At 43.9% G+C, this 14,912-nt stretch carries 11 protein-coding genes; 2 read left to right on the plus strand and 9 right to left on the minus strand.

What is annotated here, in order from left to right:
• Positions 1–13 precede the first annotated feature (13 nt).
• The 4 genes from J6836_RS14800 to J6836_RS14815 are packed head-to-tail and all read right to left on the minus strand — an operon-like array spanning position 14 to position 3,531.
• On the minus strand, positions 14–409 hold the full coding sequence (locus J6836_RS14800; RefSeq protein ID WP_206083793.1) for a RidA family protein: 396 nt from the start codon (positions 407–409) through the stop codon (positions 14–16).
• A 12-nt stretch (positions 410–421) separates the two neighbouring features.
• Positions 422–1,858 carry an N-acyl-D-amino-acid deacylase family protein gene (locus J6836_RS14805; protein WP_219244757.1) on the minus strand — a complete coding sequence of 479 codons (1,437 nt, stop codon included), beginning with the start codon at positions 1,856–1,858 and terminating at the stop codon, positions 422–424.
• A gap of 18 nt (positions 1,859–1,876) precedes the next feature.
• Positions 1,877–2,503, minus strand: a complete 627-nt coding sequence (locus tag J6836_RS14810) for a 2-dehydro-3-deoxy-6-phosphogalactonate aldolase (protein WP_219244758.1) — start codon at positions 2,501–2,503, stop codon at positions 1,877–1,879.
• A gap of 32 nt (positions 2,504–2,535) precedes the next feature.
• Positions 2,536–3,531, minus strand: a complete 996-nt coding sequence (locus J6836_RS14815) for a 2-dehydro-3-deoxygalactonokinase (RefSeq protein WP_219244759.1) — start codon at positions 3,529–3,531, stop codon at positions 2,536–2,538.
• A gap of 252 nt (positions 3,532–3,783) precedes the next feature.
• On the opposite strand from J6836_RS14815, the gene J6836_RS14820 reads away from it, so the two are divergent.
• Entirely contained in the window at positions 3,784–4,566 is a 783-nt protein-coding gene (locus J6836_RS14820; protein ID WP_219244760.1) for an IclR family transcriptional regulator, read from the plus strand.
• Positions 4,567–4,686: 120 nt separating this feature from the next.
• Here J6836_RS14820 and narI read toward each other — a convergent pair whose 3' ends face one another.
• The 5 genes from narI to J6836_RS14845 form a co-directional block, all read right to left on the minus strand.
• On the minus strand, positions 4,687–5,364 hold the full coding sequence (gene narI, locus J6836_RS14825; RefSeq protein WP_219244761.1) for a respiratory nitrate reductase subunit gamma: 678 nt from the start codon (positions 5,362–5,364) through the stop codon (positions 4,687–4,689).
• Complete coding sequence (gene narJ, locus J6836_RS14830; protein ID WP_219244762.1) at positions 5,361–6,083, minus strand: nitrate reductase molybdenum cofactor assembly chaperone; 723 nt, start codon at positions 6,081–6,083, stop codon at positions 5,361–5,363. The genes narI and narJ overlap by 4 nt, the downstream gene beginning before the upstream one ends.
• On the minus strand, positions 6,080–7,621 hold the full coding sequence (gene narH / locus J6836_RS14835) for a nitrate reductase subunit beta (RefSeq protein ID WP_219244763.1): 1,542 nt from the start codon (positions 7,619–7,621) through the stop codon (positions 6,080–6,082). Before narH ends, narJ begins: the two co-directional genes overlap by 4 nt.
• Positions 7,621–11,382, minus strand: coding sequence for a nitrate reductase subunit alpha (locus tag J6836_RS14840; protein ID WP_219244764.1), 3,762 nt, complete (start codon positions 11,380–11,382; stop codon positions 7,621–7,623). Before J6836_RS14840 ends, narH begins: the two co-directional genes overlap by 1 nt.
• A 69-nt stretch (positions 11,383–11,451) precedes the next feature.
• Positions 11,452–12,849, minus strand: coding sequence for a NarK family nitrate/nitrite MFS transporter (locus J6836_RS14845; protein WP_219244765.1), 1,398 nt, complete (start codon positions 12,847–12,849; stop codon positions 11,452–11,454).
• 334 nt (positions 12,850–13,183) lie between these two features.
• Between J6836_RS14845 and narX the strand changes: the two genes are divergently transcribed.
• Positions 13,184–14,911 (plus strand): nitrate/nitrite two-component system sensor histidine kinase NarX, encoded by a 1,728-nt coding sequence (gene narX / locus J6836_RS14850; protein WP_219244766.1) that lies wholly within the window; start codon positions 13,184–13,186, stop codon positions 14,909–14,911.
• Position 14,912: the final 1 nt, after the last annotated feature.

Below are 14,912 nucleotides of genomic sequence, written 5' to 3' on the forward strand. Positions count from 1 at the left end.
ATCGTCTCAGCGATTAAGATTTGAACTTGCTGTTAAAGCAGGTGATGTCCACTTCAACCATGCAATCAACCACAAGATCCGCGACAAAACAGACTCTTGCTGGTGGATGCTCCGCAAAGAATTGCTGAAACACTTTATTAAAGGACTGAAAGTATCGAGCATCACTCAAAACCACTTTCATGTGCACAATATCTTGGCGCTCAAAGCCCGCGTCCTTCATGATGTTTAAACAGTTTTCGATAGCCAGTTTCGATTGTGCAATAATGCCGCCATCAATTACTTCGCCATCAACCATCGGTGTTTGCCCTGATACATATAACCAGCCGTCAGCCAGCACAGCTTTTGAAAAAGGTAATGATTGCCCACCAGTCCCTTTTGAACCTTCAACGCCAAATCGTTTAATCATTATTATTTCTCTCTTTTATTTATTTCTTTCTAAGAATTTACCTGCTCTATCCCCAGTCATTTCTTTTGCGGTATAGGTCAGAACACCATTAACAAAAACATATTCAATACCATCTGCTTTTTGCTTTGGATCTTGGAACGTCGAGGTTTCATTGATTTTTATTGGGTCAAATAAGACGATATCTGCAAAAAAGTTTTCTTGGATAAGCCCTCTATCCTTCAAAGAAAAACGCTGAGCCGACATGCCCGTCATCTTGTAAATCGCGGTGGTCATTGGGAACAGTTTTTCATCACGGCTGTAGTGGCTAATAACGCGTGGAAAGGTGCCCCATAAACGTGGGTGTGGATTAGGATCACGAGGTAAGCCATCGGAACCCACCATGCTGCTTGGGTGCTGCAATACGCGGCGAACATCGTCCTCATGCATTTGAAAATAAATAGCGCCCGCAGGGACGATTTTTTCCGCCACTTGGTAAATATCGATATTCCACATTGTGGCAATATCTTTCAGTGTCTTACCTGCCACATCAGGGAATGGCGTTGACCAAGTCACTAAAATGTCATAATCCTCAGTGACTTGAGTGATATCTAAATTGGAAGAGCCCGCTCTATATGGGTAACAATCACAGTTAATATCTTGCATTGATTGATACTTTTCGATTAACGCGAGTGTTTCTTTAGTTCGTCCCCAGTTTTTTGCTCCAGCGCACTTATGGTGGGAAATTTGTACAGGGACTTTTGCATGACGACCAATATGGAAAGCTTCATGCATTGCATCAATAATCCCATCATATTCAGTACGCATATGCGTGGTGTAAATACCCTGATGCTCAGCTAATAATTCAGCCAGCTCACAAATTTCCTCTGTGGATGAGTTGATGGCATTACCATAAGACAGCCCTGTGCTTAGCCCTAAAGCCCCCTCATTTAATGCAGACTTCAAAATTTGCTTCATCTGTTCGATATTGCTTTGGGTCGCAGGTTTTAATAAATCCGAAACACAGTTATTTCTTAATGTAGTATGGCCAATCAATGTCGCTACATTAACGGTCGGTGCGATTTCATTAATTTTTTGTTTATAACTGGCTAAATCGGAGAAATTAAATTCATTTAACTCACCCAATAAATTAATTGGGTCAGGTACTTCACCTTTTAACGTGGCACATGCTGCACTAATCCCACAGTTACCCACAATAATGGTGGTAACACCCTGTGATGTTTTTTCAATATATTCAGGTTTATCTATAACAATTAAATCATCATGTGTATGAACATCAATAAACCCTGGTGATAAAATCAATCCAGAACAATCAATTATTTTTTCAGATTCTTCGTTAATATTTTCAGCGATTTTAATAATGCGGTCATATTTAATTGCCACATCGCTGATAAATTCATTTTTACCACTGCCATCAATAACAGTGGCATTTTTAAAAACATAATCGAATTTCATTTTAATATCTCTTTTAATTTAATCATTTTGATTTTTAAATGCGATATATGCAGATATAAATGCTTTCGCGTTTTCTCTGGTTTTCTCTGGTGTTTGGCCTACTCGGTAAAGGTCGTTCCCAAGCCCTGCGCCATAACAGCCAATGCTTAGGTACTCATGTAAGTTTTGTGGCGTCACGCCACCAACGGCATAAATAGCTATCTCTTTAGGGATCACTGACATCAGTGACTTAATATAGTTAGCACCCAGTGGTGCGGTTGGAAATATTTTTAAATTACAAGCACCTGCATCAATCGCTGTAAATGCCTCAGTGGCTGTTGCACAACCTGGGTATATTTCCATCTTGTTTGCTAAAGATGATTTGATCACTGAAACATTAATATTTGGTGTGACAATAATCTTTGCGTTCATTGCTGCTAATTTTTCAACATTTTGTTGATTCAGGACAGTTCCTGCGCCTATTTTTAATTGGTTGCCATAATGTTGAATAGCCAATGGAATACTTTTTTCCCATTCAGGGGAATTCAATGGAATTTCTATATATTTAAAACCTTCCTCAGCCAATATTGAAACATGGTCTAAAACTTCTTCGGGTTTAATTCCACGCAATATTGCAATTAAAGGAATTTCATTTTCAAGATTCATACAATCACCTAATAACAAATTATTAAAAATGTTTATCTATATTCTGTGAGGTTTAATATTGAAATTGCTCCTAACCCAGAATATGGCTGTTCCTTTTTATCTTTTAATACGCTGATTTCACCCGTGAAATAGCTATCGTTTTTAATTAATAATTGAAGTGCATTCGCTAAGATAGGTTTTCCACTAATCACAATTTTTATATCGTTAGTCACACACAAAGCTCGGCTGTTTTTTATCGCAAGCAAATCCGATGCTAAAATTGCACCTAATAGAAAACTTGATTTTTGGTCAAGTGTGGCCTCCGTAAAGAGGTCTAATAACCTGACTGAAAAACAGCTCCTCGCAATCCCCACTTGCTGGCTTAACGCCGCGCCCTTAAGTAAGTATTCATCATCAAGTTGTTCAGCAAATTGATGCTCTAATGAGCTGGCGAGTATCGTTTGATGCGTCAGCGTATCGAAGATTTCGCCTGCCATCGTGGTTGCCAATGCAATCACATTTTTATTGTCATCAATGCGAACAAACTTTGAATGCGAACCCGGTAAGATAACCAGCGAAGCGCCTAAATCTGGCTGTTGTGCCAAAATACCAAAGATTTCAACCTCTTCACCACGCATTACATCCATGCTTTCAATGGAATCAAATGTTAACTCCGTAGTTTTATTTTTAATGCCCGGTATAAAAATAATGGGCTTTTCGCTAATTTCATTTATCACGCACGCGCTCACCTTTTGTGCGAGTTGCTTCATCGAAACTGGCGTTATTTCATGGGGCAAATGGCACAACCCAATTTCTGAAGTAATCATACCTGAAGCCACCAAGCGATAGTTTTCCCTTTCTTCATCGCTAAATTTTGCCAACAGCTGTGCCAAAAGCGTTTTTATTGATTGAATTAAATGCGTATTACTTCCATTTTTCGCACAATCCCGAATTCCGACTTCCGCGCTCAGCTCCCCCACAACCGTATTGTTTCGCCATGCCCTCACGCGGGTATTTGTTGTCCCTGTATCAATGGTCACTATCAACATATTTATCCCTTTAAAATAACGGAACGTCATTCCTTTTTTAATAACATACATTAAAATATAGGAATGTCGTTCCGTTTTTATGAAAATGACGATCGAGATCACAATCAATAACGTAAAGATAAGGCTTATCAATTAATTACAAATCACCTGTCCCTACGCACAAAAGTGGTGAGTGTAAGGAGAAAATGGAACGACGTTTAATTCACATGAAATTATGCGTACAATGACCCCAGCGCAGGTAAGGAGCCAACAATGACGAAAGAGAGCCAAGCAAACTCATCAAACATTGATAGAGTACTGACCATCCTTGAAGAGATAAGTAATCATTCCGATGGAATTTCATTGGCAGAATTGGTGAAAAACACAGGGATCGCCAAAACAACGGCGTTTCGGATATTAGAGACGTTAAAAGAACGCCAATATGTCAGCATCGATCACCTTACAGAGCGTTACAACCTTGATTTAAAAAGCCTTGAACTTGGAATTAAAGGCTTAATGAATGTTAATTTAGTTGAAGTTTCAATCCCTTACTTAAAAACACTATCGAGCTCAACATTCGAAACCTGCTTTTTGGGAGTCTATAACAGTGGGCATGTGGTGTACCTGTATAAAAGCGAAGGCACCCTATCGATTCAAACAACGGCAAAATTAGGGGCAAGGTTACCCGCCTATTGCACAGGGATTGGGAAAGCGCTTTTAGCGTTCCAGCCTTTGGAAGAAATTGATGAGGTTCTGGATAAACCACTGGTGAAATTCACGGAAAAAACCGTTGTCGATAGAATGAAACTGTATGAATTGTTGGCCGATATTCGTTTAAAAGGCTTTTCTTTAGATGATGAAGAAAACGAAGAAGGGCTAACGTGTGTTGCAAGGCCAATATTCAACTACACCGGCAGTATTGTTGGGGCTATCAGCGTTGCAGGCCCGACACACCGTATGTTGCCCAAAATAGACCGAGTCAATGATGAACTTGCCCATGTCTGTTTGCTTATTTCTCGCCGCCTTGGCTATATCGAACCCGCCGTCAGCAAATAAACACAAAAAAACCCCATCTAACATGTTAGATGGGGTGCCAAAATAGCCATATTTGTTGTTTACACAAGAATCAATTACACAAGAGCAATGTACTGGCTCACTTCCCTGTGAAACCCGAACTTAGTGGCGATTTCTCACCAACTGATACCGACGACTTAGGTATTCGATAGGTGCACTCCAAATGTGCACTAAACGGCAGAATGGGAAGAGTAAAAATATCGTCATCCCCAATACGATGTGTAACTTGAACACGATGCCAACGCCTTCAAGGTAATTCGATGCGCCCCAATGGAATGTCACCACAGACTGTGCCCATCCCACTAATTTCAACATTTCACTGCCATCCATATGCTGCGCAGAGAATGGAATAGTGAGTAACCCTAAACAGACTTGCACCATCAGCAACACCATAATCATGATGTCACCAAAGGAAGATGTCGCACGAATACGTGGGTTAGTCAGTCGGCGTTTCAATAACATCGCACCACCAATTAACATCATCACCCCCGCAGAACCGCCCCCAATCATCGCCATCAACTGCTTGATATGCATTGGTAGGAAAGATTCATACATCCAATGTGGTGTTAACATCCCCAGAAAATGGCCGACAAAAATCCCAATAATCCCCAAGTGGAATAAATTGGATGCCAGACGCATATTCTTTTTATCTAACATTTGGCTCGAACCCGCACGCCACGTGTATTGGCCGTAGTCATAGCGCAGCCAACTGCCGACAATAAACACGGTACCCGCAATATATGGGTAGATGTCGAAGAAGAATTGATTGAGAAAATTCATTTTTGCACTCCTACATGGCTGCTCGTGCCGAGATCCAAGTATTGTGGCGTGACGGCATTGGCAAAACGGTGTTGATGGGCGGTGACTTCCCCGCCGCAGGTTTTCTCATCCGCAAAAAATTTCACTTGTTCCTCTTCCCACACTGCATCAAGGGCTTGAGGCGTGTCATCCCGCGCTTCTGATGCCACTTTTTCGCTAAGTTGCTCAGTGGCAATTTCGCTATTGGATAGCTCGAGTAATATCTCAAACAAGCTCGCAAAGCGGCTTTCACGCTGTTTTAATCGCTCCCCTAATAATGCTAAGATTGGCGCGATATCGTGCAAGCCCCCCACAGTTTCTTGTTGTGGTAAAACAGTGAGATACTCCAAGTAAATAGGCAAATGGTCAGGTAGCTCTTTGCAATCAATTTGCAAACCATGCTGCTGGTACTGCCCCATTAAATCGACCATCGCTTGGCCGCGGTCACGGGATTCCCCATGAACATGTTCGAATAACAGTAACGATGTCGCGCGTCCTCTATCAAACAGCTCACAATATTGCGCCTGCATATCCAGCAAGTTTTCATTGAGGTATTCACGCACAAACATCATCAATTGAACCGCTCGGGTCACCGGTAATTCATCCGCCTGCTCTAACGCCTCGATTAACTCATCACGATGCTGCCAAAGCGCCTCTGAAGGGTACTCTAACAACCGAGAAATCACTCTTAACGTAATCATAGTGTGTTCTCCTGTGTCGTTTTTGGTGTTACATCAATGGCATCAATACGTCTACTATTAAACAGGTTGGTTTTGCTATCACTACCATGGCAACCATCGCCAAAACTAAAGCCACAGGCTTTGGCTTCTGGGAACGCTTCACGCGCTAATTCACGGTGGCTGGATGGGATCACAAAACGGTCTTCATAGTTAGCAATTGCTAAGTAACGGTACATTTCTTGGGCTTGCGCTTCCGTTAACCCCACTTGCTCTAACGCACTGGTATCACACTGGTTTTCTACGGTTTCAGCACGTTTATAATGGCGCATCGCTAACATGCGTTTTAGTGCTAACAGCACAGGTTCCGTATCCCCCGCGGTTAATAAATTGGCGAGGTACTGCACTGGAATACGCAGGCTTTCCACATCAGGCAATACACCATTGTTCGCCAATAAACCCGAATCAGCGACAGATTGAATAGGTGACAAAGGTGGCACATACCACACCATCGGTAATGTGCGGTATTCAGGGTGCAGCGGCAGCGCTAGCTTCCACTCCATCGCCATTTTATACACTGGCGATTTCTGCGCGGCGTCGATCACACTTAATGGGATCCCCTGTTTTTGCGCTTCTTCAATCACTTTAGGGTCGTGTGGATCAAGGAATACATCGAGCTGGCTTTGGTACAGATCTGTTTCTTTTTCCACACTCGCCGCCGATTCAATTTTATCGGCGTCATACAGCAACACACCTAAATAACGAATACGCCCAACACAGGTTTCCGAGCAAACTGTTGGCATGCCAGATTCAATCCGTGGGTAACAGAAAATACATTTTTCTGACTTGCCGCTTTTCCAGTTAAAGTAGATTTTTTTGTACGGGCAGCCTGTTAAGCACATGCGCCATCCACGGCATTTGTCTTGATCAATCAGGACGATACCGTCTTCAGAGCGTTTGTAAATCGCACCACTTGGGCACGTTGCAACACAAGCAGGGTTCAAACAGTGTTCGCACAGGCGTGGCAAATACATCATGAATGTATTTTCAAACTGGCCGTACATCTCTTTTTGGATGTGCTCAAAGTTTTTATCTGCGGCACGCTTCGCAAATTCACCACCGAGGTCATCTTCCCAGTTAGGCCCCATTTTCACGTTGCTCATCCGTTCGCCGGTGATCAACGACCGTGGGCGCGCAGTTGGCACATGTTTGCCTTCTTTGGCATTTTTTAAATGGCCATAGTCATAATTAAATGGCTCATAATAATCATCCAAAGCAGGTACATCAGGGTTAGCAAAGATTTTAGACAGTACGCCGACTTTGTTCCCCATACGTGGAACCAGCTTACCTTTAATGGTGCGGATCCAGCCGCCTTTCCATTTTTCCTGATCTTCCCAGTGATGGGGGTAGCCGATACCCGGTTTAGTTTCGACGTTATTAAACCATGCGTATTCAACGCCTTCGCGGCTGGTCCAAACATTTTTACAGGTCACTGAGCACGTGTGGCAACCAATACATTTATCAAGGTTTAGCACCATACCGACTTGAGAACGAATTTTCATTATGCTTTCTCCTTTCCGCTCAGGGTCTGCTGATAGGCATCGTTTTCCCCATCCAGCCAGTCGACCTGTTTCATTTTGCGAACAACCACAAACTCATCACGGTTAGAACCCACGGTTCCGTAGTAATTGAAGCTATAGGCCAGATGGGCGTAACCACCAATCATATGGGTTGGTTTCGGGCAAACACGTGTTACTGAGTTATGAATACCCCCGCGCTGTGCCGTAATTTCTGACCCCGGCAAATTGATCAACCGTTCTTGCGCGTGGTACATCATGATCATGCCATCAGGGATCCGCTGGCTAACGATCGCTTTTGCCGTCAGCGCCCCATTACTGTTAAATGCTTCAACCCAATCGTTATCTTCAATACCTAACTCGCGGGCATCGTCCTCACTGAGCCAAACCACAGGGCCACCACGGCCGAGCGTCAACATCAATAAGTTGTCACTATAAGTGGAGTGAATGCCCCATTTTTGGTGTGGCGTCAGGAAATTCAGCGCTTTTTCAGGGTAACCGTTGGATTTTTTACCCATTAATGGCTGAGCCGCACGCGTATCAATTGGCGGGCGATACACCACAAGGCTTTCACCGAAAGCACGCATCCATTCATGGTCTTGATATAACTGCTGACGGCCACTGAGTGTGCGCCATGGGATCATCTCGTGAACGTTGGTATAACAAGCGTTGTAAGAGACATGTTCATCTTCTAAACCTGACCACGTTGGGCTAGAAATGATCTTACGTGGTTGTGCCACAATATCGCGGAAGCGAATTTTTTCATCTTCTTTGTAGCGCGCTAAATGCGTATGGTCGCGCCCTGTGACTTTGCTTAGCGCATCCCACGCTTTCACAGCCACTTGCCCATTGGTTTCAGGGGCTAAGGTTAAAATCACCTCGGCAGCATCAATAGCAGTGTCAATTTTAGGGCGCCCCGCATTAGCCCCTTCTGGCTGGGTTTTGTTCAGTTTTTTCAGAAAATCAATTTCATCTTGTGTATTCCAACTAATACCTTTCCCGCCGTTCCCTAATTTGTCCATTAATGGGCCAAGGGAGGTAAAACGCGCGTAAGTATTAGGGTAGTCACGTTCAACACAAATAATGTGCGGCGCCGTTTTCCCTGGGATCAGGTCGCATTCGCCTTTTTTCCAATCTCTCACATCAAAAGGTTGAGCCATTTCGGCTTTACTATCGTGCTGGATAGGCAATGTGACGACATCGGTTTCTTTGCCTAGATGGCCAACACTGACGTCGGAGAAAGCTTTAGCGATGCCTTTGTAGATTTCCCAATCACTTTTTGATTCCCAAGCAGGGTCAACCGCAGCGGATAACGGGTGAATAAACGGATGCATATCCGAGGTATTCATATCGTCTTTTTCATACCAAGTGGCAGTTGGTAAAATCACATCTGAGAACAGGCAGGTGCTCGACATTCTGAAATCGAGAGTCACCACTAAGTCCACTTTCCCTTGTGCCGCTGTATCTTGCCATTCCACCTCTTCCGGTTTCACGCCACCTTGTTGACCTAAGTCTTTGCCTTGAATACCATTTTCAGTACCTAGCAAATATTTCAATAAATATTCATGGCCTTTCCCTGCGGAACCCAATAAGTTTGAGCGCCAAATAAACAGGTTACGTGGGAAGTTTTGTGGGTCATCTGGCTGTTCTGCCGCAAAACGAATATTGCCGTCTTTCAATTGCTTAACGGTGTAATCCACAGGGGAAAGCCCTGCGTCTTGTGCCTGTTTAGCAATATTGGTTGGGTTAACACTTAACTGCGGTGCTGATGGCAACCAACCCATTCTTTCCGCACGCACGTTCATGTCCACTAAACTGCCGCTGAATGCTTTTTTATCCGCTAAAGGTGAAAGTAATTCTTCCGTCCCTACGGTTTCATAACGCCATTGGCTTGAATGGTTATAGAAAAATGATGTGCTGTTCATATGGCGTGGTGGGCGCTGCCAATCAAGGCCAAAAGCCAGTGGCATCCAACCTGTTTGTGGGCGCAATTTTTCTTGCCCAACATAGTGTGACCAACCGCCGCCACTTTGCCCCACACAGCCGCAGAAAATCAGCATGTTGATAATGGCGCGGTAAGTCATGTCCATGTGGTACCAGTGGTTGATACCCGCCCCGACAATCACCATGGCGCGACCATGCGTTTTCTCTGCGGTATCCGCAAATTCACGGGCGATACGAATGATATCTTGGCGGCTCACTCCTGTGACTTTTTCAGCCCATGCAGGGGAATACGCTTTCATATCATCGTAATCAACAGCACAGTTTTCATCACCGAAACCACGGTCAATACCGTAGTTAGCGAGCATCAAATCATACACGCTAGTGACCAGTGACTCGCTGCCATCGGCAAGCTGAATACGTTTCGCGGGTAATTTGTGCAGTAAAACGTCTTTCAGTTCAACGCTTTGGAAATGTTCGCTTTCTAAGCCCCCAAAGTATGGGAAGCCAACCTCAACAAACTCATCGTGCGTGTCTGCAAGGCTGAGTTGCATTTTGATCTGGTGCGCATCTTGCCCTGCGCGCGGTTCTAAGTTCCATTTTTGGCTGTCATCCCAACGGAATCCCATCGAACCTTGAGGTGCACACAGTGCCCCAGTTTCTTCATCAATCGCGATAGTTTTCCATTCGGCATTTTTCTCTTCGCCTAAAGAATCAACCAGATCTGAAGCGCGTAGCATGCGCCCAGCAACATAGCTACCGTTTTCATGTTTATCGAGCATTACCAACATCGGCATATCGGTGTAGGTGCGAACATATTCACGGAAATATTCCGCTTCACGTTTGACGTGGAACTCATTAAGGATGACATGCCCCATCGCCATCGCCATTGCGCTGTCTGTCCCTTGTTTTGGGTTCAGCCAATGGTCGCAGAATTTAGTGATTTCTGCGTAGTCAGGCGTGACAGCAACAGTTTTCGTCCCTTTGTAGCGGACTTCTGCAAAGAAGTGAGCATCTGGCGTACGGGTTTGCGGGACGTTCGAGCCCCAAGCAATAATATAGGATGAGTTATACCAGTCCGCGGATTCAGGCACATCCGTTTGTTCGCCCCACGTCATTGGAGATGCTGGCGGCAAGTCGCAGTACCAATCGTAGAAGCTCAGGCAAGCACCACCAATGAGGGATAAATAACGGGCGCCTGATGCATAAGACACCATCGACATCGCAGGGATTGGTGAAAAACCGACAATGCGGTCTGGGCCAAATTCTTTAATCGTCGCCACGTTCGCGGCTGCGATTAATTCGTTCACTTCCTGCCAGCTTGAGCGCACAAAACCACCGCGGCCACGGGCTTGTTTGTAACTCTGCGCTTTTTCTGAGTCGCTAATGATGGATAACCATGCCGCGACAGGGTCTTGGTGCTCCGCTTTTGCATCGCGCCATAATTTCAGTAAACGCTTACGCATCATCGGGTATTTCACGCGGTTTGCGCTGTATAAATACCATGAATAACTGGCACCACGCGGGCAACCACGTGGTTCGTGGTCAGGTAAATCTGGGCGAGTGCGAGGGTAGTCGGTTTGTTGTGTTTCCCACGTCACAAGGCCATTTTTGACGTAAATCTTCCAGCTACATGAACCTGTACAGTTAACGCCGTGGGTAGAACGCACGACTTTATCGTGCTGCCAGCGGCTGCGGTAACCATCTTCCCAATCACGATTAACATTGAGCTCTTGCCCATGACCGCCTGCGAAGGTATCACCCAGCTGCTTAAAATAACGAAATCTGTCTAAAAATTTGCTCATTCGGATTGCCTCCAAAGAGACGGCGACCGCCGCCGTACATTGCTTAAAAAGGGTTTTTATTACTTGTTATTATTTGTGGGTACGCCCGTAGACTAGCCACGTGATAAACACACAAGAGAGATAAAACACAAAGAACACTTTCATGGCATCAGCGGGCGAACCCGTCAGGGTTAAAGACGTCCCAAAGGCTTTTGGAATGAAAAAGCCACCAATTGCGCCAATGGCAGAGATAAACCCAAGTGCTGCCGCACTTTCTGTTACTGCTTCTTTTTGCGCTTCTTGCTCTGAAGCGCCTCTTAATAAGGCTTTGTCCATGGTTAATTTACGGAAAACTACCGCAATCATTTGGAATGTGGAGCCACTGCCTAACCCTGCCGTTAAGAACAGCACCATAAACACGCCATAAAATGCGCCGAAGGAGCCACCTTGGCCGTTTTCTGGCAAGGTGAAGAACAGCAGACCTGAGAAAATGGCCATGGCGATAAAGTTCAGGAACGTCACTTTGACGCCGCCAAAACGGTCAGACAGCATGCCGCCAAGTGGACGGGCTAATGCGCCAAGGAATGGGCCAAAGAAGGCAAATTTCAAAATAACAATATCGGGGAACTGGGTTTTCGACAGCATGGCAAAGCCCGCGGAAAAACCGATAAATGAACCAAATGTTGAGAGGTATAACAGGCTTAAAATCCACAGATGTCCCCGTTTCAAAACAGGAAGTTGCTGTTTTAAAGAGGCTTTATTGGCAGCCAAATCGTTCATGCCAAACCACGCCATCACCGTAAAAAACAGCAGGAATGGCACCCAAACCCACGCCGCATTTTCCAACCACAGCACTGAACCATCAGGCTGAACCGCCCCGGTTCCCCCTGCAAAAGTGAACACACCTACGCCGACAATAAACGGTGCAACTAGCTGCATCACGCTAACGCCTAGGTTTCCTAGGCCACCATTTAAGCCCAGTGCGCCACCTTGACGAGCTTTAGGGAAAAAGAAACTGATATTCGCCATGCTTGAGGCAAAGTTTGCCCCTGCAAAGCCACAAAGCAGGGAAATAATCACAAACACTTGGTATGGCGTTGTTGGGTCTTGAATCGCATAGCCCAACCAAATACACGGAATAATCAGGAATACGGTGCTAATTGCCGTCCAACGACGACCACCAAAGATAGGAATAACAAAAGAATAAGGCACGCGTAATAATGCACCTGAAACGGAAGGCAGTGCGGTTAATAGAAATAATTGGTCAGTGGTAAAATTAAAACCCACTTTATTTAAATTAACGGCAACCGCGCTAAATAACATCCATACACAGAATGCGAGCAACAAACACGGAATTGAAATCCACAAATTGCGCTTAGCAATTCGCTGGCCGGTTTGCTGCCAAAATTGGCTTTCTTCAGGGCGCCAATCCTGAATAACGCCTTTTGGCTGCACAGCAGTATGATTAACACTCTCTCGTTGAGACATAACTCACCCCGATAAATACGATTTTCTGAGCGCAGTGTGTGGCGAATAAGCCTGCATGAAGCTGATCTAAATCAAGGGAGATTTAAATCAAATTTGGCGTAAAATTCAGACAGCCCACCAGAGGAGTACTAGGGGTAGTATCAATTAACTTATTGAATATAAACAAATAACATTAATCATTAAAAACACTTATTGATGAGATTTTTAGCAAAAATACTCAGTGAGATATTAGGGAGTAATACCGAAGTGGCATATTCAATTTTGTCGAATAGAGGAACAATAATAGCGTTATAAAAAATATTGAATAATGATGCAATGGAATTAAGGATTATGTATGCCAACTGCGAACCGTCGATTTTCAATCATTAACCAAGTTATTGGCTTAATGTTATTGATTGCCGTACTCGGTATTATTGGCATGACAATTTCCAACCAAATGATTATTAGCGTGCAAGGGAACGCTCACGCAATAAATAAATCAGGGTCGCTAAGAATGCAAAGTTATCACTTGCTTTCATTAACGCCACTCAATACCTATTCGGATGTTTATCTGAATGAACTTGAACGTGATTTATTAAGTCCTGAATTAACCCAAGTGGTCGAAATTGAAAATTTAACGCCCCTATTTAGCGAGCTTCACCAATATTGGCTAAACGGTTTAAGACCTGCGCTAGCAAAAGCCACTTCCCCCAATGATGCACGCTTTGAGGTTATCACTTTTGTTAATAAAATCGATGAGTTAGTAAAAAGTATCGACGAAAAAACAGAACGTAAAATGACCTATGTTGCCATGACGCAAATGGTATTTATCGGCCTCGTTTCCCTATTATTACTCTTCACTATTTGCCATTTTAGAAAGAAAATTTATTACCCTTGGCTGAAACTGTTAAATATGGTGAATGCGATTAGCCATCGGGATTTTAGCCAACGTTATCCAACGTATAAAAAACACGATGAGCTTAGCGCCCTTGGGCAAACATTAAACCAAATGTCTGACGAATTAGCACAAAGTTACCATCAATTAGAATCTCGCGTTGAAGAAAAAACAGCAGATTTACAGAATAAAAACAAAGTATTGCTGTACCTGTATCAATCGAATCGTACTTTGCATTCCATTGACCCATTGGCGGTACGACTGGAAAAAGTACTGGTGGAGCTGCAAAACCTAACACCCCTTAAAAATATCAGCTTGCGGCTATATGAAGAAAATAACGATACCTATTTTCATGACATCCACTGTGGTGAATTTCCAACCTCTGAAAGCGTGGAACATTCAACAGTATTATCGTGGGATATCTCCGATAATTTACACCGCTATGGGGCTATTCTAGCCGAGATCCCAATAGATAGGCCTTTATCTGATGAGCAAAATAATTTAGTGCTGATGTTGGTCAAACAAATCACTGGCATGTTAGCAATGGCGCACCAATTAGAGCAGCAACAACAATTGCTAATTATGGATGAACGCTCGGCAATCGCCAGAGAACTCCATGACTCTATTGCTCAATCGTTATCATGTTTAAAAATGCAAATTAGTTATCTGCAAATGCAGCCTGAATCCTTGCCTAATAAACAGCAAGATTTACTCAATGAAATGCGCAATGAAATTAATTCTGCTTATAGCCAATTACGTGAATTATTAACCACCTTTAGGTTAAAACTCACTGAACCGGGTTTATTACCCTCTTTGGAAAGTACCCTCAGTGAATTTAGCCAACGTGTTGGCTTTAAAATAGATTTGAATTACCAAATTCCAGCGAAAAGTATTTCGCCGCACCAAGCTATTCATATCATACAGATAATCCGAGAAGCCTTGAGTAATATTCTCAAGCATGCCAATGCAAATTGGTCGCAAGTTTCGTTATTCGAAAATTCAGGCGTTATCACCATCACCATTGAAGATAATGGTGATGGCATTCAACCCCAGCCCACAAAAAATAACCATTATGGGCTGATTATCATGAGGGAAAGGGCTCTGAGCTTAAACGGGGAGTACCAAATTACACCTCGCGTTCAGGGGGGAACGATAGTCAGCGTCACATTCCCACTCGCTGTGGCTTAAT

Origin of the sequence: Providencia sp. R33 (assembly GCF_019343475.1) — a bacterium.
Lineage (GTDB): Bacteria > Pseudomonadota > Gammaproteobacteria > Enterobacterales > Enterobacteriaceae > Providencia.